Source organism: Streptomyces sp. NPDC050264 (genome assembly GCF_040655895.1).
Lineage (GTDB): Bacteria > Actinomycetota > Actinomycetes > Streptomycetales > Streptomycetaceae > Streptomyces.
This window is the reverse complement of record NZ_JBFAKV010000016.1, coordinates 175,658-198,134: the sequence shown is the minus strand read 5'-3', so window position 1 is coordinate 198,134 and position 22,477 is coordinate 175,658. Positions and strand designations below refer to the sequence as shown.

The following is a 22,477-nucleotide window of genomic DNA, read 5'->3' as shown; positions in this document are numbered from 1 at the left end:
GCACGGGCTGACGATGCGGCTGTTCTGCATGCGCTGGTTCCACTGGACCGTCGCGTAGAGACTCAGATCCTCGGCTTGCCTCGGCTCAGCCCTTGGTCGTGCACGAGGGCAGATCGGCCGTGTCGCCGCTGCGGATGTCCTTCAGGGCCTTCATCGCGTCGTCGATGGTGTTCACCTTGACGAGCGTGAGGCCGTCCGGGGTGTCCTTGGCAGCCGTGGCGCAGTTGTCCTTCGGCGTCAGGAAGTACCGTGCGCCCTTCTCGCGTGCGCCGACGGTCTTCATTCCGATGCCCCCGATGGGGCCGACCTTGCCGTCGTCGTCGATGGTGCCGGTGCCCGCCACGAACTTGCCGCCGGTCAGGTCGGTGGGCGAAAGCTTGTCGACGATGCCGAGGGAGAACATCAGGCCCGCGCTGGGGCCGCCCACGTCGGCGAGCTTGATGTCGATCTGGAACGGGAAGGTGTGGTCGGTTCCGGCCTGGATGCCGACGATCGCGCGGTTGTCCTCGGCCTTGTCCGTCTTGATCGTGACGTTCTCCGTACGGGTCGCCTCCTTGCCCTCCTTCTCGGCGGCGGCGGCGTCCTTGACGGGCACGACGGTGAAGACGACGTTCTCGCCGGCCTTGTGCTTGGTGACGAGCTTCGCGACATCGGCCGGCTTGGTGACCTTGGTGCCGTCGACCGCCTTGATGACGTCACCGGCGTGCAGCTTGCCCTCTGCCGGGCTGTCCTTGACGACGGTGGAGACGATCACCCAGGACTTCACGGGGATGCCCAGCTCGTCCAGGGCGGCGACCTTGGCGCTCTCCTGGGACTGGCTGAACTCCTCGGCGTTCTCCTGCGAGGACTGCTGCTCCGTCTGGCCGTCCGGGTAGAGCGTGTCGTGCGGCACCACGATGCTGTCGTGCGCGAGCCACCCGTAGACGGCGGACACCAGATTCATGTTGTAGTCGGCGCTCGTGACGCGGACCGTCGTCATGTTGAGGTGACCGGACGTCTCGTACGTCTTGTGACCGGAGATCTGGATCACGGGTTCACCCTCGTGGTCCGCGAGCGTGTTCACCGTCGGACCCGGCGACATCTCCGCGTAGGGCACTTTGATGAGCACCCCCGCACAGAGCAGCGCGATCAGCATCAGGGTCGAGGCGAGCATCGTCGCGGTGCGGCGTGGCATGGAACGACAGTACGGGACGTGTCTGTCGACGCACTTGTGGGGCCGGGGCGTTGCCCTCACGTCCCGGAGTGCGACTTCTCCATGGCTTCTCGGAAGCGGGCGTAGCCGCTGAGTTCGTTCACGTCACCCGTCTTGTGCCGGTTCCGGCCTGCCCAAGTGCCCCACAACCCGGCACCGATCGCAGCGACAACCGGAATCAGCAGCCACATGAGCGCTGCCATGCCGACCTCCCGACCCCATGAGCGACCGCAACTGACTGATCAGCAGATTAACCATCCGCACTGTCAACGCTCGCTGCCGGGGTGCGGTTACGCAAGCGGAGTTCAGCAGGCGCCGACCCACTCCTCGGTTCCGTCGGAGAATTCCTGGTGCTTCCAGATGGGTACTTCGTGCTTCAGGTCGTCGATGAGCCGGCGGCACGCCTCGAAGGCCTCGCCGCGGTGCGGGCACGACACGGCGACCACGACGGCCAGGTCGCCGACCGTCAGATCACCGATCCGGTGGACTGCCGCGAGGGCGCGCACGGGGTACGCGGCGACGATCTTCTCCGCGATGCGCCGCATCTCCGCCTCGGCGGTCGGGTGGCACGAATAGCCCAGCCGGTCCACGCCGGCCCCGCCGTCGTGGTTGCGCACCGTTCCCACGAAGAGCGCGGTGCCGCCCGCCGCGTCGTCCCCGACGGCCTTGAAGACCTCGTCGAGGGAGAGCGGCGTCTCACGGATGGCGAGCAGTTTGATCGGGTCCTGCGCCGCCTGCTCACCTGGGTGGTCGTGCTGGGTGCGTGCCATGGACTCATCGTGCCGTACGCCGCCGACAACCGTGAATAGCGTTTTCGACCGGCACACGCGCGTGGCGGCTTGGAGCCTCCTACAACAGGCCCGCGGACCCTCCCTCGGGCCTCAGATACGCCGTCTCGCCTTGCGCACCCGCCGTACGACAGCCGCCGTGCCCAGCAACGCCACCGTCGCGCCCGCGGCTCCGGCCGCCGTCGCGTCCTTGCGGCCGAGCCGTCGGCCGGCGACCGTACGCCGTCCCGCGACCTCTTCGAGAAGCTCGGCGAGAACCTCCTCGTTCGTCCACTGGGGGCGCCACCCGGCGTCGTGCAGCCGGCTCCCGCTCACCACCCACGGGTACATCGTGTAGGCGAGGTCCCCGGCCGGAGAGGGCGTCAGGCCGATCCGGTGCAGCCGCGCGGCCGCTCCGAGCGCGACGGCCGACGGCAGCTCCATGCGCCGGATCCCGCTGAGCTCCTCGACCTCCTCCTGCTCCAGCCACCCGTCGCAGCCGACCGTGAGCTCTCCGTCGACCTTCTCCAGAACCGCGTACTCCAAGGCACTGCACAGGTCCTCTACGTGACAGAACTGCCAGGCGGGCCGCGAACCGGCCACCACAAGAAGGCGCGGTGACTCGAAGTAACGCGTCAGGGCCGTGTCCGTGCCGCCGACGAGCACCGCGGGACGCATCACGGTGACATTGAGGCCCGGGTGCGCGCGCGGGGCCCGCCGCGCGAGCCGCTCGATCTCCAGAAGGTCGCCGACGCCCGTGGCCTCCGCCGTGGCACGCAGCTCGGCGTCCTCGGAGAGGGGCAGCTCGTTGTCGGCGAGCGCTCCGTAGACCATCGCCGAGGTGCACAGCACGACACGGTGCACTCCGGCGGCGGCCGCGGCGGTCAGCACGGTCTGGGTGCCGCGTACGTTGTACGCGGTGCGGGCCGCGGCGTCCGACTCCAGGTCGAGGTCGAGCGCCAGATGGACGACGACGTCCGCGCCGCGCAGCTTCTCGGCGATGGCCGGATCCCGTACGTCGAGGATGTGCCACGTCGCGGAGGCGCATGCGCCGCGCCGTTCGTCGATGGCGAGCACCTGTTTGATCTCGTCCGACGCGGCGAGCCGCTCGGTGAGCAGGGCGCCGATGCCGGACGCTGCACCGGTGACCGCGACGACGGGGCCGCGGACGGCCGGACTGGTTGAGGGGTTTCGCGCTGCGCGAACCTGCGGATCTGGGGAACTCACCGGGCGTCTCCAGCGGTTGTCTTCAGTACGTACGTGTATGACGCGTACGTACCAGGAGGCATCCATCCTGCCGCAGGCCATGAGTCGGCGAAGCACCGAGGCCCGATCCCGTCACGGTGTCTACGCTGGGTGTGTGTAGTCGGGCAGTCGCCGCCGGGACAGAAACCGGTGGCCTTACCAGCCGAGGAATCCCGTGAGTGACACCCCATTTGGTTTCGGCCTTCCGCCGGAGGAGCCGGACGACGGCGACGAGGGCAAGAAGAAGGACCAGCAGGGCGGTGGCGGTCAGGGACCGGCCAACCCCCTCGGATTCGGCTTCCCGGGCCTGCCCGGCGCGGGCGGCCCCGGCGGCGCGGGCGGGGACAACCCGTTCGCGGCGATGTTCGGCTCGATGGATCCGAACGATCTGGGGGCGGCCTTCCAGCAGCTCGGCCAGATGCTCTCGTACGAGGGCGGTCCGGTGAACTGGGACATGGCCAAGGACATCGCCCGCCAGACGGTCTCCCAGGGCACGCAGGACGGCGTGAAGGACGCGAGCGTCGGTCCCGCCGACCGCACCGCGGTCGAGGAGGCCGTCCGCCTGGCCGACCTGTGGCTGGACGACGCGACGTCGCTGCCGTCGGGCGCAGGTTCCGCGGTGGCCTGGAGCCGCGCCGAGTGGGTCGAGGCGACCCTCCCGGTGTGGAAGGAGCTCGTCGACCCGGTCGCCGAGCGCGTCGGCCTGGCCATGGGCGACGTCCTGCCCGAGGAGATGCAGGCCATGGCGGGCCCGCTCATCGGCATGATGCGCTCCATGGGCGGTGCCATGTTCGGCTCGCAGATCGGGCAGGCCCTGGGCGTGCTCGCGGGCGAGGTCGTCGGTTCCACGGACATCGGTCTGCCGCTGGCCCCCGCCGGCAAGGCGGCGCTGCTGCCGTTGAACATCGAGGCGTTCGGCAAGGACCTCGGCATCCCGAAGGAGGAGGTCCGCCTCTACCTGGCGCTGCGCGAGGCCGCTCACCAGCGGCTGTTCACGCACGTGCCGTGGCTGCGTTCGCACCTGTTCGGTGCGGTCGACGGGTACGCGCGCGGGATCAAGGTCGACACCTCGAAGCTGGAGGACGTGGTCGGCCAGTTCGACCCGCAGAACCCGGAGCAGCTGCAGGAGGCGCTGCAGCAGGGCATGTTCCAGCCGGAGGACACCCCGGAGCAGAAGGCCGCCCTGGCGCGCCTGGAGACGGCTCTCGCGCTCGTGGAGGGCTGGGTGGACGCGGTGGTCCACGCGGCCGCGAAGCCGCGTCTGTCGTCCGCCGACGCGCTGCGCGAGACGCTGCGCCGCCGCAGGGCGTCCGGCGGTCCCGCGGAGCAGACGTTCGCGACGCTGATCGGCCTGGAGCTGCGTCCGCGCCGCCTGCGGGACGCCTCGCGCCTGTGGGCCTCGCTCACGGACGCGCGCGGTGTGGACGGCCGTGACGGCCTGTGGGAGCACCCGGACATGCTGCCGACGGCCTCGGACCTGGACGACCCGGACGGCTTCGTGCACCGCGAGCAGCTGGACTTCTCCGAGCTGGACAAGATGCTCGGCGAAGCGGCCGGCGGCAGCGGAGAGAAGCCGAACCTCTCCAAGGACGACTCCAAGGGCGACTCCAAGAACGACGAGTCCGACAGCGACGGCAAGGGCGACAGCGACAAGTGACCCTGTACGACGACGCGGTCCTCGTGCTCAAGAGCTACGAGGACCAGCCGGAGCTGCGCCAGGCCTACCTGGACCATCTCGCCGCCCACGGTGACGCCGCGATGTGGAAGTCCTGCACCGCGGGTCACCTGACGGCCAGCGCGCTGGTGATCGACCCCGAGCGCGGGCGCGTCCTGCTCACGCTGCACAAGAAGCTGCAGATGTGGCTCCAGATGGGCGGGCACTGCGAGCCCGGCGACCCGACGCTGGCGGCCGCGGCCCTGCGCGAGGCGACCGAGGAATCCGGCATCGCGGGGCTCGCGCTGCTACCGGGCGGCCCGGTCCGCCTCGACCGGCACCCCATTCCGGGCCCGTGCACGCAGCACCTGGATACGCAGTACGCGGCGCTCGCCCCGGCGGACGCCACGGAGGCCATCAGCGACGAGTCCCTGGACCTGCGCTGGTTCTCGTACGACGAGGTCGCGGACGTGGCCGACGCCTCGGTCGTGCGGCTGGTCGAGGCGACGCGCGCCCGCCTTTGAGGCGTACGCGCATGTGTAAGGGGCGGGCGCCGGGCGCCCGCCCCTTACACATGCCCCTACCCGGTTCGCCGGGTAGTCGTCAGGCAGCCGTCAGCTCCAGACGTTTCCCTGGTTCTGGCCGCGGGCTCCCTGCTGGCCCATTCCGTACTGCGCCGCGATCCCCTGGCCGGCCACCGCGTTCTGCGGCGGCAGCAGCTCGCTGGGCTGGACGAGCGCGTAGCCCTGCCCCATGAAGCTGAGCTCCCAGCCCTCGCCGGTGTTGCCGCGGCGCCGCCAGACGCCCGAGGAGTGCGTCTGCGCCTGCATCTGCACCCGCAGGCCCGTCGACCAGGCGACGACGGCGTCAGCGTCGGCGTTGACGTAACGGTCGGGGGTGACCTGGAGCATCAGCGGCTGGCCGGACGTCATCAGCGCGACCTTGCCGCGCCCGGTGATGTTGAGCTGGTACTTGCCGGAGCCGGAGATGCCGAACTGGCTGTCCACGGCGATGACCTCATGGTGCAGCGACGAGTCCATCGCCAGCACGTAGTTGCTGTCGACGGTCAGTCCGTCCTGCTCGACATCCACTACGTGGATGTACTGGGCAAGGTTCGCCAGATAGACGCTGCCCTGCCCGTGGCAGCGCATCAGATCCAGGCCCTCGCCGGTGTGCGCGCGGGAGCGCCGCTGCCCGGACGTCTGGATCTCGCCGTCGAACTCCATCAGTCCCTGGTAGGCGACCATCGAGCCCTTACGGGCGAGGATGTCGTCGTGTCCTTCCAGGGCGACCCGCAGCATCTGCGGGTTCTGCACCGTGTAGCGCTCCTGGGACTGCTGCTCGGTGTACGCGAAAAGCGGACTCTGCATGGTGTGTTCGCTCCCCCTCAGCCCCGGGCTCGGAGGCGGTCGGTGCTGTCTTCACTGGGCTGTACGACGACGATGCCCTCCCCGGAGAAGCCCATCTGGTAGGCCTCGCCGCTGCCCCGCCCGATGAGCGAGCCGGCCTTGAAGCTGCGCTTGCCCTTCACCTTCAGGTTCGGTGACCAGGCGATGAGCGCGTCCGGGTCGACGTACGTCTCGTCCTCGCCGCGGCCGCAGTCGACGACGATGGGGGTGCCGCGCGAGGTCAGGGCGACGTGCCCCTGGCCACTGATCTTGATGTTCCACAGGCCCTGCCCCGCGAATTTGGCGAGGCCCTTCACGCGTTCGACGCCCCACTGGAGGTGGGCGTCGAAGGCGAGCAGGTTGGTGCCGTTGACGGAGATCGACTCGCCGCCGAGGTTGATGACGACGACGTCCGCTCCGTAGTCGGCGAGGTAGAGCAGGCCGTCACCGGAACACTTCATAAGAGGCGCGCCCTCGCCGGTGATCCAGTCGCGGGCGATCTGGCGTACGGCGGGCGGGTTGGGCTCGTACTGGACGAAGCCTTCGTAGGCGACCATCGAGCCCACGCGCGCGAAGAGGTCGTTTCCGGTCTGCATGGCGACCTTCAGCATGTTGCTGCCGTGGTTCTCCATGCGGGTGGCTACCGGGGTCGGGGCGAAGCCCGCGAGCGGCTGATTCATGACGGGCTCCCTCAGACCTCGTACGGCTGGACGACGATGAAGTTGCCGGGTGCGCCCCGGAACTGCAGGTTCACGCTCTCGCCGCTGTGTCCGGGATAGGCGTTGCGGCGCATCCGGACCTGGCTGGAGATGATCGCCTGCGCGGCCGCGGACCAGGCCACGACCGCGTTGCAGTCGGCGAACGTCGTCGGCGTCACCGGCAGCACGACGGGTGTCCCGTGGGTCTTGACGACGACCGTTCCGGTGCCCTGGAACTGCATCACGAACAGCGCGCCCCCGGGGATGCCGTGCCCCTCGATCCTGCGCACTTCGTACTGAAGGCTCTCGTCGAAGGCGAGGACGTTCTCGGCGGAGACGCAGATCGCGTCTCCTTGGAGTTCGATGGGGTGCAGGTGGGCGGCCTCTTCGGCGAGGAAGACCTGGCCGCGGCCGGTGCAGCGCATCAGCTGCATCTCCTGGCCGGTGGCGTTGCCCACGACGCGTCCGGCGAACCCGGCGCCCTTGTAGCCGAACTCGACCTTGCCCTGGTAGAGCACCATGCTGCCCTGCCGGGCGAGCACGGGCTGGTCGCCGCCGGCGCCGAGGTCGACCCGGATCAGCTTCTTGTTCTGGAGCGTCCAGCGCTGCCCGGTGGGGGCCTCGCGGTACTTCTCCAGCGCGGCCGCCACACCCGGCGCGACCGCCTGCTGCGGGACGCCCTGAGGCGCGCCGTACGGGGAGGGAGCGGCGGGCGGCTGTCCATAGCCGGGCGGTGCCGACGGCGACTGGGGCTGCTGGCCGTATCCGGGCGGCAGGGTCGCGCCGCCCTGGCCCGGCACCTGCCCGTACTGAGGCGGTTGTTGCCCGTACGGAGCGGGGGCTGGAGGCGGCGGCACCGCACCCGGGGGCGGTGCCAGCGGCGCGACGATGGTCGGCGCCGCGTGGACGGGAGGCACGGCCGGGGCGGGAGCCGGCGGGGGCGTCGGGCTCTGCGGCGGCGCGAAGGGCTGCGGCGTGGGCGCCGGGGCAGGAGCGGGCGCGGGTGCCGTCGGGGCCCCGAAGGCGGGCGGCGCGGAAGCCTGCGCGGGCGGCGCGAAGCCGGGAGCCGCGGCGGACTGCGGCTGCGCGGCGGGTTCCTCCTCCGCGACCTCGCCGCCGAAGTTCTGCAGCAGCGCGTCCAGGCCACCGTCGAAGCCCTGTCCGACGGCCGCGAAGCGCCACACGTCCTTCAGGTAGAAGTCACCCAGCATCACCGCACGCTCGGTGGAGAACTCGCCGCCCTGGAAGGAGTACCGCGCGACCTCTTCACCACCGGCGACGATACGGATGTAGCCGGGCGCCACCTGTGACATCTGACCGGCGCCGTCGAGCGTCGCGGTGAACGACAGCTTCTGGATGTTCGCGGGGATCTTGTCGAGCGTGACGCGGAAGGACTCGGTGTCACCGGCCTGCGCGCCGAGCAGCTGGACGGACTCCTCGGGCGTTTTGGGCTGGTTGAAGAAGACGAAGTACCGGTCGTCGGACAGCCGTTCCTCGGCGTCGAGGCCGAAGCAACTGATGTCGAAGGTCAGTCCGGGGCCGGTGATCTGCACGCCGACGTACAGATCCGTGCCCGCGGTGAGGTCGCTGATCTTGGCCTTGTGGCCGCGCTGGAATTCCCTGGCCATGCGTAACGACCGTCCCCCATCCCGATGGTGATTGCGTCGCGTCAGGCTAACTGCAAAGTCTGGGAACGGGAGAAGTCGGTACAGCCCTGGTACAGAAGCGGCCCCTGGGGCCCGTTATTCGCCGCGTGTGCTCGGCGGATGCGGCAGCCGGTCCGCCGCGACCACCCCTTCGAGGTATCCGCGCGCACGCTCGGTGCGGGGGTATGCCTCCAAAAGCCGCCAGAAGCGCGGTCCGTGGCCCGGGACCAACAAGTGCGCGAGCTCGTGGACGAGCACGTAGTCGACGACGTATTCGGGCATGCCCTGCAGGCGGTGCGATAGGCGGATACTGCCCTCCGCGGGCGTGCACGAGCCCCATCGGGTGTTCTGGTTGGTGACCCAGCGCACCGACGCCGGCCGGGCCTTGCCGCCGAGGTACTGCTGCGAGAGCCGTCCGGCGCGCTCGGCCAGCTCCGCGTCGCCGAGGACCCGCTTGCTCTCCTGCGCTGCGAGCTTGTCGAGCATGACGGTCACCCAGCGCTGCTCCTCGGCCTCGGACATCCGGGCCGGGATGAGGACCACGGTGCGATCGCCTTCGCGGTACGCGGACACCGTTCTGCGGCGCCGGGAACTCCGGCGGACCTCGACCGCGCTCGCCCCCGGACCGCCTGGCGGCGGGCTGGTCGTGCTGCGCTGTGTTTTCTTGGCACGGTGCAGAGGGTCGACGGGCACGCCCTGACGTTACCCGCTGAGCAGGGTGGAAGTCCCGTCTCCGGAACTGTTTCGGTGCGCTGCCGCACCCCGGCCGCTCGATTGGTACGACTATCACCCACAGCCTGTGGACAACCTCCGTCACGCATCTGGCCGAGCAGGCATGCTGGCCCTCGATCGACGTGATCGGCTGACGCAGTCGGCCGGACGGCACAGCACGGGGGACAACCATGCATCCGATCCTGAAGCCCGCGCTGCGGCGCGGCTGGCACGACCTGAACACGGTCCAGTTCGGGCTGACACCGGCGCACGCCGTGGTGCTCGGCCCGGTCGACACGGCCACGGGGAGCTTTCTGACCCTGCTCGACGGAACGCGCGGCGTACCGCTGCTGCGTGACGAGGCCCAGCGGATGGGCCTGCCCGAAGGGCACGTGGACGCGCTGCTGGAGCGGTTGACCAGGGCGGGTCTCCTCGACGACGCCACGGGAGGCGGCCCGGCCGCCGAAGCGCTGCGCAAGCAGACGGGGGTGATGGACCGGCTCCGAGCCGACCACGCCGCCCTGACGGTGACGACGTCCGAACCCGCCGAGGGCGCGCGCAGGCTGGCGGCACGCCACGGCATGCGGGTGCAGGTGAGAGGCGCCGGGCGGGTGGGCGCACTCGTGGCCTCGGTCCTTGGCGCGGCGGGCGTGGGCCATGTCGAAGTGCGGGACGGCGGTTGCGTCGAGCCGTGGGACGTGGCGCCGGGAGGTCATCCGGTGGAGGCGATCGGCGAGCGCCGGGACGTGTCCGCGCGGCAGCTGGTGCGCGCCGTCGCGCCGGCCCGGCCCCCGCGCCCTGACCGGCGCAGGACGCAGGCCCCTGCGGTGGACGAGGGGCAGGGGGAGCCGGCGCTCTCCCTCGTGATCCTCACCCCGCGTGACGGACTCGCGATCCACTCCCCCGACCCCGGCGCCGCTGCGGACCTGATCGCGGCGGGCATCCCCCACCTGTACGCGGGCGTGACCGAAGCCACCGGGATCGTGGGGCCCCTGGTACTGCCCGGCGGGACCGCCTGCGCGCACTGCCTGCTTCTCGCGCGCACGGATCGCTACGTGACGTGGCCGCGGTTGCTCGCCCAGTGGCGGTCGGGGCACTCCGCCCGCCAGATCCAGGCCTGTGACCTGGGCCTGGCCACCGCGGTCGCAGGCCTCGCCGCGGCCCACGGGCTGGCCTTCCTGGACGGGGAACTGCCGTCGAGCACAGGGTCCCGCTGGGAGGCGTCTACACCGGGGCTCGACTGGCATGCCCGGCCGGTGTGGCCACATCCGGAGTGCCCATGCGGTGCGGGTGAGGGAGGTAACGGGAAGGAGACCTCCGTGGAGGAAGGGCCGCACGACACAATGGCGGTGTAAGCAACGGCTGACGGCGTCATGACGCCTGGGCATGCGCGGCACGGCTGTCCGGCACTTGGAGGGGTGTATGTCTGATCTTCCCCGGAAGGCGGTTACCCGTACCGCCAAGCTGGCCGCACTACCGATCGGCTTCGCCGGCCGAGCGACCTGGGGCATCGGCAAGCGCATCGGCGGCAAGTCCGCCGAGATCGTCGGCCGCGAGCTGCAGCAGCGCACGGCGGAGCAGTTGTTCAAGGTGCTCGGCGAGCTGAAGGGCGGGGCCATGAAGTTCGGGCAGGCCATGTCCGTCTTCGAGTCCGCTCTGCCGGAGGAGGTCGCGGGCCCGTACCGCGCCGCGCTGACGAAGCTGCAGGAAGCCGCGCCTCCGATGCCGACGCGCACCGTGCACGCGGTGCTGGAGGAGCGACTCGGCGCGCAGTGGCAGGACCTGTTCCTGGAGTTCGAGGAGAAGCCGTCGGCCGCCGCATCGATCGGCCAGGTGCATCACGCCGTGTGGCACGACGGGCGCGAGGTCGCCGTCAAGGTGCAGTACCCGGGCGCGGGTGAGGCGCTGCTCTCGGACCTCACCCAACTGGGCCGCTTCGCGCGCCTGTTGGGGCCGCTGATTCCGGGGATGGACATCAAGCCTCTGATCGCGGAGCTGCGCGACCGGGTGACCGAGGAGTTGGACTACGCGCTGGAGGCGCAGGCCCAGCACGCCCATGCCGAGGAGTTCGAGGGCGACCCCGATGTCGTGGTGCCGCGCGTGGTGCATCAGTGCGAGCAGGTCCTGGTGACGGAGTGGATCGACGGGACGCCGCTCGCCGAGATCATCAACGACGGGAGTCAGGAACAGCGGGACCGCGCCGGCCAGTTGCTGGCGCGGTTCCTGTTCTCGGGCCCGGCGCGCACGGGCCTGTTGCACGCGGATCCGCACCCGGGCAACTTCCGGCTGCTGCCGGACGGCAAGGACGGCTGGCGCCTGGGCGTACTGGACTTCGGAACGGTGGACCGGCTGCCGGGCGGGCTGCCCGCCGTCATAGGCAGCTCGCTGCGGATGACGCTCGACGGCGAGGCGGGTTCGGTCTATGAGCTGCTGCGCGAGGAGGGCTTCGTCAGGGAGTCGATCGCACTCGAACCGGACGCGGTGCTCGACTACTTGCTGCCGATCATCGAGCCCGCTCAGGTCGACGCGTTCACGTTCACCCGTTCCTGGATGCGCAGTCAGGCCGCCCGGATCGCCGACCCCCGCTCCCCCGCCCACCAGCTCGGCAAGCAGCTCAACCTGCCGCCGTCGTACCTGCTGATCCACCGGGTGACGCTCAGCACGATCGGGGTGTTGTGCCAGCTCGGCGCCACGGTGCGGCTGCGGGACGAACTGGAGTCGTGGGTACCGGGGTTCGTGGCCGAGGCCGAAGAGGAGCCCGAGGAGGAGTCGGCCGCGGAGGCCTGATCACCACCGGTCCGAGTCGAGCCGGCCTTCGATGGCCCTGATGTTCTCCCGGGAACAGTCGTCGCAGAAGAGTCGGCGGACGCCACCCTCGACGGAGCACGTCCAGGTCAGCGGCGTCCCCGGGGCTGTCGCGCCGCACCGGGCGCACACGACGGCCTGCGGATCGGTCTGAGGCGCGGAGTCCCCGCCAGGAAGAGACATCACTCCGCGACGATAACTCCATGGACCGATGATCGTCCGGCACAACGCACCGCGGGGGCCGGTCCCTTCCGGACCGGCCCCCGCGGGAGCAGCCGCGTACCGCCGCGGCTCAAGTCGACGATGGTGGTGCCGACGGACTGTTACTGCATGACGGCCATGGCGAGTGCGCGCCGGGCCCGCAGCGAGGCGCGCTCGGCGCGGCGCTGCATCCGACGGGCGACCACCAGGCGCAGGGCCTGGCGCTCGGCGTGGGCGTCCCGCAGCTGCTCGTGCATATGCGCACGAGCCAGGGCTTCTGGGATGAGTTGCATCTGACGGGTCCTGTTCTGACGCGAGTCGTTCGCATCGGACATGGGGAAGTCCGGGATCGCGGAGCCGGCGGGCTCGCTCGTGGACGGCTTCATCGGGGCCTGCTTCTTGGGGTCGTGCGTCAGGGGGCGGTCGATCGTTCCTCGGATGGTCATGCCGCGACCGGGTTCTTGCGCGGGCGACCACGCGGCCGCTTCCGGGCGACAACGACGCCCTGGACGAACAGCTCGCCACCCCAGACGCCCCAGGGCTCACGCCGCTCCTTGGCGCCGGCCAGGCAGGCCTCCATCAGCGGGCAGGTACGGCAGAGGGACTTGGCGTACTCGACGTCCGCCGGCGACTCCGCGAAGAAGACCTCCGGGTCGTAGGCACGGCAGGGGACGGGCACGCCGAGGTTCTCGATGGCGTCGTCGAGCGCGGTGAGCGCAGTCAGCGGGTACAAGGTGGAGTCCTCCGTGGACACGGGCGGGGGAAGAGGGTCTGAAGGCGGTACGGACGGGGCGTGCGCTTCGAGTTGCACGGTGTTTTCTTCCTCGTCTGGTCATTCCGGCCGGTGGGCCGGGTGGCGGTGGTACCGGGTTCTTTTCTTGTCCCGAGGCCCCTTCGTTCTGGTCCCTCGGAAGATCGCTGGGTCTTCCGGGAAAACAGAAGGGCCGCGGATCCCGGGTGGGGTTCCGCGGCCCTGAAGGCGCCGGTCTGATCGTCGATCAGACTGGATCACTCCAGGGTTCGAGCCCACGGAAGGCCCACATCGTGTGATGCTGCGTCGTCTGCTTCCCGAATCCGGCACCGGCCGCGGCAAAGGCATAGGCCTGAGCCTGTGCCGTCGCTACTGCTTCCGGTGCCTTGGTCGGTCGCTCATTGCCCTCGCGAATGGGAAGACCCGCGAGAGACAGGCCGGACTCCGGACGCATGGCGCTGACGCCAGACAGACCAGTGCCCAGGTTCGAGAAGCCGAGCAGGCAGGAAGCGACGACCGAGCGATCGGTCATTTTCACGGTGCTGATGGAGCTGGCGTTGATGCTGATCACTGGAATCGCCTCCTCTCGGCGTCTAGGGGACCGGCGCGAACCGGTCCGACGGCTTTCAAGTACATCACGGAACCAGGGCCTTCGAGAAGGCCGCTGCTTTCGTGATTAAGAACCTATGGGGATTACTGGGGCATGCGCAAACTATTTTTTCGACGAGTTTGCATCAGTCCTCCTCGTCGGCTCCCCCGAGCTCCTCACCCATGACCTGACCTGCACAAATGGCCAGCACATCGGATCCGTGGGCGCGAAACTTCCGCACGCCGACGCCCGGGATGCGGGACAGCTCGCCCTCGTCCTCCGGCGCGGCCTCGGCGATGGCGATCAGGGTCTTGTCGGTGAAGACGCAGAACGCGGGCTGGCCGAGATCTGCCGCCGTACGGGCGCGCCACTCGATGAGCCGCTCGTACACTCCCTCGTCCATGTCGGACGGACAGTCCTCGCAGCGCATCAGCTTCATCTCGGCCGCTTCGAGCGTGCGCCCGCACATCCGGCAGCGCGCCACCTTTCTGGCACCCCTGCGGCGGGCGGCGGCACCCAGCGGCTCCAGGGCGTCCGGTCGCGTCCCGTGCTCGACACCACCGCGCCCCACGCTCGCGCTCCGCCCGGCCGCGCCCGTGGAGCCCGGCCGCAGTCCGTCGAGGAAACGGCTCGGTCGGCGACCGGGACGGCCGCCGGGCGAGCGGGACAGCGCCCAGGACAGGCCGAGGTGGTGCCGGGCCCGGGTCACGCCGACGTACAGCAGCCGGCGCTCCTCCTCGATCTGCTCATCGGTCTTGGCGTACGTGATCGGCATCATGCCCTCGGCGAGGCCGACGAGGAACACGGCGTCCCATTCGAGTCCCTTGGCGGCGTGCAAGGACGCGAGGGTGACGCCTTCCACGGTCGGGGCGTGCTGCGCGTTCGCCCGCTCGTCGAGCTCGGCCACGAAGTCGGCCAGCGTGGCCTCGGGCTTGGCCTGCGCGCAGTCCTCGGCGAGCCGGGCGAGGGCCGCGAGTGACTCCCAGCGGTCCCGGACCGCGCCCGAGCCCGCGGGCGGTTCGGTCGTCCAGCCCTCGCCGGACAGGACCGCCCTGACGAGCGAGGGCAGGTCGACCGCCGCGTCCAACCCTGCGTCGTTGTTTCCGAAGCGGGCTGCCGCACGCAGCGCGTGGCCTGCCTTGCGCACCTCCGCGCGCTCGAAGAACCGCTCCGCTCCGCGCAGCAGGTAGGGCACGCCGGCGTCGGCGAGTGCCTGTTCGTAGATGCCCGACTGGCTGTTCGTCCGGAACAGGATCGCGATCTCGCCCGCGGAGACACCGGAGGCGATCAGCTCGTGGATGCGGCGTGCCGCGCCTTCGGCTTCGGCCGGCTCGTCGGCGTACTCGACGTAGACCGGCTCGGGTCCTGTCTCGCGCTGCGAGATCAGCTCCAGGCGGTGGTCGGCCGCCCGGCCGCTGGCCCTGGCGAGGACGCCGTTGGCGAGGCGCACGACCTGGGGCGAGGAGCGGTAGTCGCGGACGAGCTTGACGACGGTGGCACCGGGGTGGCGGTTACGGAAGTTGAGCAGGTGGTCGGGGGTGGCACCGGTGAAGGAGTAGATCGTCTGGCTGGCGTCACCGACGACGCAGAGGCTGTCCCGCTCCCCGAGCCACAGATCGAGCAGGCGCTGCTGGAGCGGGCTGACGTCCTGGTACTCGTCGACGACGAAGTGCTGGTACTGGGCACGGATCTGGTCGGCGATGTCGTGCCGGTCCTGGAGGATGCCGACGGTCAGCAGCAGGACGTCCTCGAAGTCGATGACGCCCCGGTCGCGCTTCAGCGTCTCGTAATTGGCGTAGATCTGGGCGATCTCGGCGGGGTGACGGACGGCCTCGCGCCCGGCCTTGTGGGCCGCGGCCGCATAGTCCGAGGGGACGGTCTGAGTGACCTTGGACCACTCGATCTCCGCGGTCACGTCGCGCAGCTCGCCCCGGTCGAGGCGCAGCCCGCAGGCCACCGCGGCGTCGGAGACCAGCTGGATCTTGCGGTCGACGAGTCGGGGCAGCTCCCCGCCGACGGCCTTGGGCCAGAAGAACTGGAGCTGGCGCAGGGCCGCCGAGTGGAACGTACGGGCCTGGACTCCCCCCGCGCCGAGCTGTCGCAGGCGGCCGCGCATCTCGCCGGCCGCGCGGTTGGTGAAGGTGACGGCGAGCACACTGGCGGGCTGGAGGATCCCGGCGCGAACGCCGTACGCGATGCGATGGGTGATCGCGCGTGTCTTGCCCGTGCCCGCGCCCGCGAGCACGCACACCGGACCGTGCAGGGCCGTCGCCACGGCGCGCTGCTCGGGGTCGAGCCCGTCGAGCACCGCGTCGGCCGATTCCGGGACCTGCGGGAACAGGGTGGAGTGCGTTGCTGCTGTCACCCCGCCATGCTGCCAGGTCCGCGAGGGCGGGTGCGTCACGTTGTCCACAGGCAGCCAGGGTTAGTCGTACTGGCACGGCCGACGTGCGGGAATGGGGGCCGCGTCGCGTACGTTCGACTGATTGCGAACACGCACCCCCAGCCACGAAGGAGCGCGAGGAACATGCCGGGCACTGTGACGATGTACAGCACCACCTGGTGCGGCTACTGCCAGCGGTTGAAGAAGCAGATGGACCGCGAGGGCATCGGATACACCGAGATCAACATCGAGCACGACCCGGATTCGGCCGCGTTCGTCGAGAAGGCGAACGGTGGGAACCAGACGGTCCCGACCGTTCTCTTCGACGACGGCTCGACGCTCACCAACCCCTCGCTGGCGCAGGTCAAGCAGAAGATCGGCGCCTGATCCCGTCGCTCACAGCGCGTCGTTGGGCTTCGGCAGGGGCTTGCCGTACCAGAGTTCGATCAAGCGGGCCGCAATCGAGATTCCGTAGGGAGGCATGACCTCCCCGGTCTCGAAGGCGGCCCGCAGGTCGTCGCGGGAGAACCAGCGCGCTTCGTGGATCTCCTCACCGTCGACGTTGATCTCCGTCGAGGTCGCCTGCGCCATGAAGCCGAGCATCAGGCTGGAGGGGAACGGCCAGGGCTGGCTGGCGACGTATTCGACGTCACCGACGAGGACACCCGCCTCCTCGAAGACCTCGCGGCGCACCGACTGCTCGATGGACTCGCCGGGCTCCACGAAGCCCGCCAGCGTCGAGAAGCGGCCTTCGGGCCAGTGCACCTGGCGGCCGAGCAGGATGCGGTCCTGCTCGTCCATGACCGCCATGATCACGGCCGGGTCGGTGCGCGGGTAGTGCTCGGCCCCGCAGGCCTGGCAGCGGCGGATGTGGCCCGCGGCGGCAATGACGGTGCGCTCGCCGCAGCGGGAGCAGAAGCGGTGCAGTCGCTGCCAGTTCTCCAGAGCGACGGCGTGCACCATGAGGCCGGCGTCCCGCTGTGAGAGCAGCAGGCCCGCCTCGCGCAGTCCTGCGGGGCGCGCGGACTGGTCCATGCGCCCGGGAAGCGTGTCCTTCTGGAGCGCGAAGTAGCTCACGCCGTCCTCGTCGGTGCCCAGGAAGTAGCGGTGGGCCTCGGTGAGGGGCGCCTCGAAGGCCGGGGTCATGACCAGTTCCGTCGCGCCGTCCGGTGTCTCGTCGATGAGCACCTGGCCGCCGGAGACCACGAAGACACGGGTCGTCGGGTGGCTCCACGCGGCGGCGAGCCAGGCTTCGTCGAGGCGGTGGTGCGCGGCACGATCGATCCCGCTCGGCGCGGCGAGCGAGAGCGGCCGGTCTGCGGCGTTGTCGGCGGTGCGGTCGGTCCAGGTGGTCACAGGTGCTTCCAACTCCCCCGGTGGAAAGGGTGGTTCGGCGGGCGGTTCAGCAAGACGTACGGCGGGCGGGGGCGGGACTGCGTTCAGGGAGCATCCGTCCAGCTCTCCGCGAGATCGCCCCATAGGTAGGCGGTGGTTTCGACGCCCTTCATAAGGAGGTCGAGTTCGACCTTCTCGTTCGGGGCGTGCCAGCCGTCCGAGGGCACGGAGATGCCCAGGAAGAGCACGGGGGCCTCAAGGACGTCCTGAAGGTCGGCCGCCGGCCCCGACCCGCCTTCACGCGTGAAGCGGATCTCCTCTTCGAAGGCGCGGCCCATGGCGCGTACGACGGACTGCAGAGCCGGGTGATCGAGGGGCGTGAGGCACGGCCGGGTGGCGGCGCCGAAGGTGACGGTGTGGCTGATCCCCGCCGGCAACTGCTCGGCGACCCAGGCGGTGACCGCCTTCTCGATGTGGTCGGGGTCCTGCCCTGCGACGAGCCGGAAGGAGAGTTTGAGCTGGGCGGAGGACGGCACGATCGTCTTGCCGCCCGGGCCCTGATATCCGCCGCCGATGCCGTTGACCTCTGCGGTGGGGCGGGCCCAGATGCGCTCCAGGGTGCTGTGCCCGGCCTCTCCGTACGTGGCACGGGACTTGGCCGTGCGCAGCCACTGCGCCTCGTCGAAGGGCAGCTCCGCGAAGAGTTCGCGCTCCCGGTCGGTGAGCTCGATGATGCCGTCGTAGAAGCCGGGCACGGCCACGCGCGCGTGGTCGTCGTGCAGCGCGGCGACAAGGCGGGCGGCCGCGGTCGCCGGGTTCGGGACGGCGCCGCCGAACGAGCCGGAGTGGATGTCCTGGCCGGGACCGCGCAGCTCGATCTCGCAGTCGGCGAGGCCGCGCATGCCGGTGCACACCGTGGGGGTGTCCTCGGACCACATGCCGGTGTCGGAGACGATCACGGCGTCGGCGGCGAGACGCTGCTTTTCTGCCTCCACCAGGGCGCGGAAGTTCGGTGAGCCCGACTCCTCCTCGCCTTCGATCAACAACTTGAGGTTCACGGCGGGTGCGGTGCGCCCTGTGACGGCGAGGTGGGCGCGGACTCCGAGTGTGTGGAAGAACACTTGCCCCTTGTCGTCGGCGGCACCGCGCGCGTGGAGCCGGTTTCCGACGACGACGGGCTCGAAGGGCTCGGTGTCCCAGCCGTCCTCGCGGGCGGCGGGCTGCACGTCGTGGTGTCCGTAGACGAGGGCCGTGGGGGCCTTCGGGTCGCCGGAGGGCCACTCGGCGAACACGGCGGGGGCGCCGGGCGTTTCCCACACCTCGGTGGTCGGGAAGCCGGTCGCGGCCAGTTGGGCGGCGAGCCAGTCGGCGCTGCGTCGCACGTCCGGTGCGTGGGCGGGCTGGGCGGAGACGGAAGGGATCCGCAGCCAGGCCGCGAGGTCGTCGAGGAACGCCGCACGGTGGTTCTCGATGTACGCACGTACGGTGCTGACGGCGCTGTCAACGGGCTTGCTCATGCTCACGAGCCTAGTCCCCCACCGGAGCGTGCTCGTCCGGCGGCTCCTCGACGGACTCCCCCGCGGCCTGCGGTTCCTCCGTGAGGAGCCGCTCCAGCTCCGCACGGCCGGGCAGCCGTCGCGGGCGGACCGTCTCGCCACTGCGCACGTACACGAAGGCGGCGCTCACCGACTCCAGGGGCACCCCCTGAAGCTCGGCCCAGGCGAGCCGGTAGACGGCGAGCTGGAGGGGGTCCCCGGTCTGCTGATGGCCGGTCTTCCAGTCGACGATCTCGTACGCCACCTCGTCGCCGTCGCCCCTCTTGTAGACGGCGTCGATGCGGCCGCGCACCACGCGGCCCGCGACGGCCAGCTGGAAAGGCAGCTCGACCCGGTAGGGAGCCAGGTGCGCGTACGGGGTGCGCTCGAAGGCTTCCTTGAGAGCCTCCAAGTCCTGCTCGTCCGCGATCTCCGCGTCGCTGCCGGGCAGCTCCTCCGGGCCGAGCATGGGAAGACGCAGTTCCTCGAAGCGCGATTCGACCCAGGCGTGGAAGCGGGTGCCCCGGCGGGCCGCCGGCTGGGGCGGGCGTGGCATGGGGCGGGCCAGCTCCTGGGCGAAACCGTCGGGGTCGGCGGCCATGCGCAGCACCTGGGACGCGGTGAGCGAGTGCGGCACGGGCACATCGCGCACGCCCGCACGGGCACGCAGCAGCTCACCCGCGAGGGCGTCCAGATCGCGGTCCCAGGACGCGATGGTGCGGGCCTCCTCCGGAGTGGGCATGGTCTCCGGGGCGGGCGCGGGGTGCGGGACGACGACGGGCGCTGTGCCCGCCTCATGGGGCTCCACCGCGCGCGCGTGGATCGGCGGCTCCGGTGCGGGGTGCGGGACGGTGGGACGCTCGGCGGACAGGTCCTCCCAGTCGTCCGCGGCATCGCCCAGGAACTCTTCGTCCTCGAAGAGAAGCTCGTCGTCGTCGGGTGGGGGCGGCCAGTCCGGGTCTTCGAAGGGCGGCTCATCGTAAGCGGCGGGGTGGGTCTGCGTGTGCGCGCGGGCTTCCGCGGTGCCGCCGGTGTGCGCGGCACGCTCCAAGTAGGCGAGAACCGTGTCGGCCGCCGCGCGGCGGCGGGCCAGGGACGCCTCGTCGAGCGGCAGCGGCCAGGCGTGCTCGGCCGACGCCTCCTGGAGTGCCGGGTTCTCCTCGTCCTCCGCCGGTTCGTCCGCCCAGACCTCGATCTCGCCGTATCCGGCGGCGCAGTGCTCGTACAGCGCCTGAAGGAAGGCGGACGGCCCGCGCCGCTTCTTCTGGGAGGGCCCCCACCAGTGGCCGGAACCGAGCAGCAGCGTGCGAGGGCGCGTGAAGGTGACGTACCCCAGGCGGAGTTCCTCGGTGTGCTGGTGGTCCTTCATGTCGGCGTGGAAGGCCTTCATGCTCCTGGAGTCCCAGGCTTCTATGCCCGGCAGGATCGCCGCGTCCCCGCGCAGTTCGTGCGGCAGGACCTTGCCCTGTGCCGTCCACTTCTCGCGGCCCTGGGCGCTCGGGAACGTGCCGTTGACGAGCCCGGGGACGGCGACGACGTCCCACTCCAGGCCTTTGGACTTGTGGGCGGTGAGCACCTTCACGGTGTTCTCGCCGCCCGGGAGCGCGTTGTCGAGGCCCTTCTCGTACTGGGCCGCGGTGCGCAGGAATCCGAGGAAGGCGAGCAAGGACGCGGAGCTGTCGTTGGCCGCGAAGGAGGCGGCGACGTCGAGGAAGTTGGACAGCGTCTCGCGGCGGCGGGCCGCCAACGCGTGCGGGGACGCCGAAAGTTCGACCTCCAGACCGGTGACGGCCAGCACACGGTGCAGGACGTCCATGAGCGGGTCGGACAACGAGCGGCGCAGGTCGCGCAGTTCGGTGGCGAGCCGGGCGAAGCGCACGCGCGCGTCGGGCGAGAAGGGCAGCCCGTCGGCGTCCCTGTCCGCCTCGGCGGAGGTCTCGAGGAACGTGTCGAGCGCGTCCGCGAGCGATATCACTTCGGACGGGTCGACGCCCTCGACGGCCTCGGCGAGGCGGCGGTCCGGATCGTCTTCGTCGCCTCCGCGCGCGTGGGAGACCAGCAAGCGGGCCCTGCGTCCCAGCAGGGCGAGGTCGCGCGGACCGATGCGCCACCGGGGGCCGGTCAGCAGCCGCACCAGAGAGGCGTTGGCCCCGGGGTCCTGGAGCACCTCGCACACGGCGACCAGATCGGCGACTTCGGGGAGGTGCAACAGCCCCGAGAGGCCGACCACCTCGACGGGGATGTCGCGGGCGACGAGTGCGCCCTGGATCTCGGCGAAGTCAGTGGCGGTACGGCACAGGACAGCGATCTCGCCGGGCTCCTTCCCCGTGGCGACGAGATGGGCGATGGAGTCGGCGAGCCAGTCGATCTCCTCGCTGTGGGTGCCCAGGAGGGCGCAGCGCACGGTGCCGTCGCGCTCGGCCCCGGGGGCGGGCCGCAGTGCCTCCACGCCCGCGTGCATCGCCCGCAACGGCTCGGCCAGTCCGTTGGCCAGGTCGAGGAGGCGGCCGCCGCTGCGCCGGTTCTCGCTGAGCGCGAAGCGGGTGGCCGGACGGCCGTCGCCGTAGGCGAAGTGGCGCGGGAAGTCGTCGAGGTTGGCGACCGAGGCGCCGCGCCATCCGTAGATCGCCTGGCAGGGGTCGCCCACGGCCGTCACGGCGTGGCCGGTGCCGGCGCCGAACAGGCCCGCCAACAGGATTCGTTGGGCCACGGACGTGTCCTGGTACTCGTCGAGCAGGACGACCCGGAACTCGTCGCGCAGGATCTCGCCGACCTCGGGCCGCGTGCCGGCGAGCGTGGCCGACAGCGCGATCTGATCACCGAAGTCGAGGACGTCCCGCGCCCGCTTGGCCTCCCTGTAGTGGCCCACCAGTTCGGCCAGCTCCAGTCGGGCGGCGGCGGCCTCGGGGACCTTGCGCAGATCCGCGTTGCTCAGCTTGGCGCCTTCGAGGGCGCGCAGCAGTTCGTGGTCGTACGCCCGCAGTTTTTCGGGCCGCACGAGGTGCTCGGACAGCTCGGCGTCGAGGGCGAGCAGATCGCTGATCAGGTCGGCGAAGGAGCGGGTGAGGGCGGGGTACGGGCCCGGTGCCTCGCGCAGCACACGCGCGGCGAGCTGGAAGCGGGTGGCGTCGGCGAGCAGCCGCGTCGTGGGTTCGAGGCCGATGCGCAGCCCGTGGTCGGTCAGGAGGCGGCCGGCGAAGGCGTGGTAGGTCGAGATCACGGGCTCGCCGGGAGGGTTGTCCGGGTCGATGGTGTCGGGGTCGGTGACGCCCGCCTTGACGAGGGCCTTGCGGACGCGCTCGGCCAGCTCGCCCGCGGCCTTGTTGGTGAACGTGAGGCCGAGCACCTGCTCGGGCGCGACCTGCCCGGTGCCCACCAGCCAGACCACCCGCGCGGCCATCACCGTCGTCTTGCCGGAACCGGCCCCGGCCACGATCACCTGCGGAGCGGGCGGCGCGATGATGCAGGCCGTTTGCTCCGGGGTGAATGGGATGCCCAGCAGCTCCTTGAGCTGCTCGGGGTCGGTGAGGCGTGTGGTCACCTCATCGAGGCTAACCGGCACCACTGACAGCGCCAG

21 protein-coding genes are annotated in these 22,477 nt (G+C 70.7%); 5 read left to right on the top strand and 16 right to left on the bottom strand.

The features are described 5' to 3' along the window. Positions 1-85 precede the first annotated feature (85 nt). From AB0J02_RS27225 to AB0J02_RS27210, 4 genes are all read right to left on the bottom strand, one after another. Positions 86-1,174, bottom strand: a complete 1,089-nt coding sequence (locus AB0J02_RS27225; protein ID WP_363196400.1) for a PDZ domain-containing protein — start codon at positions 1,172-1,174, stop codon at positions 86-88. Positions 1,175-1,230: 56 nt separating this feature from the next. Next, the gene (locus AB0J02_RS27220; RefSeq protein WP_363196399.1) at positions 1,231-1,395 is read right to left on the bottom strand and encodes a hypothetical protein; all 165 of its coding nucleotides are present in this window, start codon (positions 1,393-1,395) and stop codon (positions 1,231-1,233) included. A 102-nt stretch (positions 1,396-1,497) separates the two neighbouring features. Then, positions 1,498-1,962, bottom strand: coding sequence for a molybdenum cofactor biosynthesis protein MoaE (locus AB0J02_RS27215; RefSeq protein WP_363196398.1), 465 nt, complete (start codon positions 1,960-1,962; stop codon positions 1,498-1,500). Positions 1,963-2,073: 111 nt separating this feature from the next. Beyond that, positions 2,074-3,186 (bottom strand): SDR family oxidoreductase, encoded by a 1,113-nt coding sequence (locus tag AB0J02_RS27210; RefSeq protein ID WP_363196397.1) that lies wholly within the window; start codon positions 3,184-3,186, stop codon positions 2,074-2,076. Between the two features lie 193 nt (positions 3,187-3,379). Between AB0J02_RS27210 and AB0J02_RS27205 the strand changes: the two genes are divergently transcribed. Both AB0J02_RS27205 and AB0J02_RS27200 read left to right on the top strand, forming a co-directional pair. Beyond that, on the top strand, positions 3,380-4,861 hold the full coding sequence (locus tag AB0J02_RS27205) for a zinc-dependent metalloprotease (RefSeq protein WP_363196396.1): 1,482 nt from the start codon (positions 3,380-3,382) through the stop codon (positions 4,859-4,861). Then, positions 4,858-5,382 (top strand): NUDIX hydrolase, encoded by a 525-nt coding sequence (locus AB0J02_RS27200; RefSeq protein ID WP_363196395.1) that lies wholly within the window; start codon positions 4,858-4,860, stop codon positions 5,380-5,382. Before AB0J02_RS27205 ends, AB0J02_RS27200 begins: the two co-directional genes overlap by 4 nt. 90 nt (positions 5,383-5,472) lie before the next feature. Here AB0J02_RS27200 and AB0J02_RS27195 read toward each other — a convergent pair whose 3' ends face one another. From AB0J02_RS27195 to AB0J02_RS27180, 4 genes are all read right to left on the bottom strand, one after another. Beyond that, entirely contained in the window at positions 5,473-6,228 is a 756-nt protein-coding gene (locus AB0J02_RS27195) for an AIM24 family protein (RefSeq protein WP_363196394.1), read from the bottom strand. A gap of 17 nt (positions 6,229-6,245) precedes the next feature. Continuing rightward, positions 6,246-6,926 (bottom strand): AIM24 family protein, encoded by a 681-nt coding sequence (locus AB0J02_RS27190; protein ID WP_363196393.1) that lies wholly within the window; start codon positions 6,924-6,926, stop codon positions 6,246-6,248. Positions 6,927-6,937: 11 nt separating this feature from the next. Continuing rightward, a complete protein-coding gene (locus AB0J02_RS27185; RefSeq protein WP_363196392.1) occupies positions 6,938-8,572 on the bottom strand; it encodes a TerD family protein in 1,635 nt (544 codons plus the stop codon). Between the two features lie 114 nt (positions 8,573-8,686). Next, a complete protein-coding gene (locus AB0J02_RS27180; RefSeq protein ID WP_363196391.1) occupies positions 8,687-9,283 on the bottom strand; it encodes a M48 family metallopeptidase in 597 nt (198 codons plus the stop codon). 209 nt (positions 9,284-9,492) lie between these two features. Between AB0J02_RS27180 and AB0J02_RS27175 the strand changes: the two genes are divergently transcribed. Both AB0J02_RS27175 and AB0J02_RS27170 read left to right on the top strand, forming a co-directional pair. Continuing rightward, the gene (locus AB0J02_RS27175) at positions 9,493-10,656 is read left to right on the top strand and encodes a ThiF family adenylyltransferase (protein ID WP_363196390.1); all 1,164 of its coding nucleotides are present in this window, start codon (positions 9,493-9,495) and stop codon (positions 10,654-10,656) included. Between the two features lie 67 nt (positions 10,657-10,723). Then, on the top strand, positions 10,724-12,088 hold the full coding sequence (locus AB0J02_RS27170) for an AarF/ABC1/UbiB kinase family protein (RefSeq protein ID WP_363196389.1): 1,365 nt from the start codon (positions 10,724-10,726) through the stop codon (positions 12,086-12,088). Here the strand turns inward: AB0J02_RS27170 and AB0J02_RS27165 are convergent, their stop codons facing one another. From AB0J02_RS27165 to AB0J02_RS27145, 5 genes are all read right to left on the bottom strand, one after another. Beyond that, the gene (locus AB0J02_RS27165) at positions 12,089-12,289 is read right to left on the bottom strand and encodes a hypothetical protein (RefSeq protein ID WP_363196409.1); all 201 of its coding nucleotides are present in this window, start codon (positions 12,287-12,289) and stop codon (positions 12,089-12,091) included. Positions 12,290-12,429: 140 nt separating this feature from the next. Beyond that, the gene (locus AB0J02_RS27160) at positions 12,430-12,753 is read right to left on the bottom strand and encodes a hypothetical protein (protein WP_363196388.1); all 324 of its coding nucleotides are present in this window, start codon (positions 12,751-12,753) and stop codon (positions 12,430-12,432) included. Beyond that, positions 12,750-13,118 (bottom strand): WhiB family transcriptional regulator, encoded by a 369-nt coding sequence (locus tag AB0J02_RS27155; RefSeq protein ID WP_363196387.1) that lies wholly within the window; start codon positions 13,116-13,118, stop codon positions 12,750-12,752. The genes AB0J02_RS27160 and AB0J02_RS27155 overlap by 4 nt, the downstream gene beginning before the upstream one ends. A gap of 187 nt (positions 13,119-13,305) precedes the next feature. Further along, positions 13,306-13,629: a hypothetical protein gene (locus tag AB0J02_RS27150; protein ID WP_363196386.1), complete on the bottom strand. Its 324-nt coding sequence runs from the start codon at positions 13,627-13,629 to the stop codon at positions 13,306-13,308. 163 nt (positions 13,630-13,792) lie between these two features. After that, positions 13,793-16,012, bottom strand: a complete 2,220-nt coding sequence (locus AB0J02_RS27145; RefSeq protein WP_363196385.1) for an ATP-dependent DNA helicase UvrD2 — start codon at positions 16,010-16,012, stop codon at positions 13,793-13,795. A 162-nt stretch (positions 16,013-16,174) separates the two neighbouring features. Here AB0J02_RS27145 and AB0J02_RS27140 point away from each other — a divergent pair, with 162 nt between their 5' ends. Further along, positions 16,175-16,417: a mycoredoxin gene (locus tag AB0J02_RS27140; RefSeq protein WP_363196384.1), complete on the top strand. Its 243-nt coding sequence runs from the start codon at positions 16,175-16,177 to the stop codon at positions 16,415-16,417. 9 nt (positions 16,418-16,426) lie between these two features. Here AB0J02_RS27140 and nudC read toward each other — a convergent pair whose 3' ends face one another. The 3 genes from nudC to AB0J02_RS27125 all read right to left on the bottom strand — a co-directional run bounded on the left by nudC (position 16,427) and on the right by AB0J02_RS27125 (position 22,441). Next, on the bottom strand, positions 16,427-17,386 hold the full coding sequence (nudC, locus tag AB0J02_RS27135; protein WP_363196383.1) for an NAD(+) diphosphatase: 960 nt from the start codon (positions 17,384-17,386) through the stop codon (positions 16,427-16,429). An 83-nt stretch (positions 17,387-17,469) separates the two neighbouring features. Further along, positions 17,470-18,882 (bottom strand): dipeptidase, encoded by a 1,413-nt coding sequence (locus AB0J02_RS27130; RefSeq protein WP_363196382.1) that lies wholly within the window; start codon positions 18,880-18,882, stop codon positions 17,470-17,472. Positions 18,883-18,892: 10 nt separating this feature from the next. Beyond that, on the bottom strand, positions 18,893-22,441 hold the full coding sequence (locus AB0J02_RS27125) for an ATP-dependent DNA helicase (protein ID WP_363196381.1): 3,549 nt from the start codon (positions 22,439-22,441) through the stop codon (positions 18,893-18,895). Between the last annotated feature and the right edge of the window lie 36 nt (positions 22,442-22,477).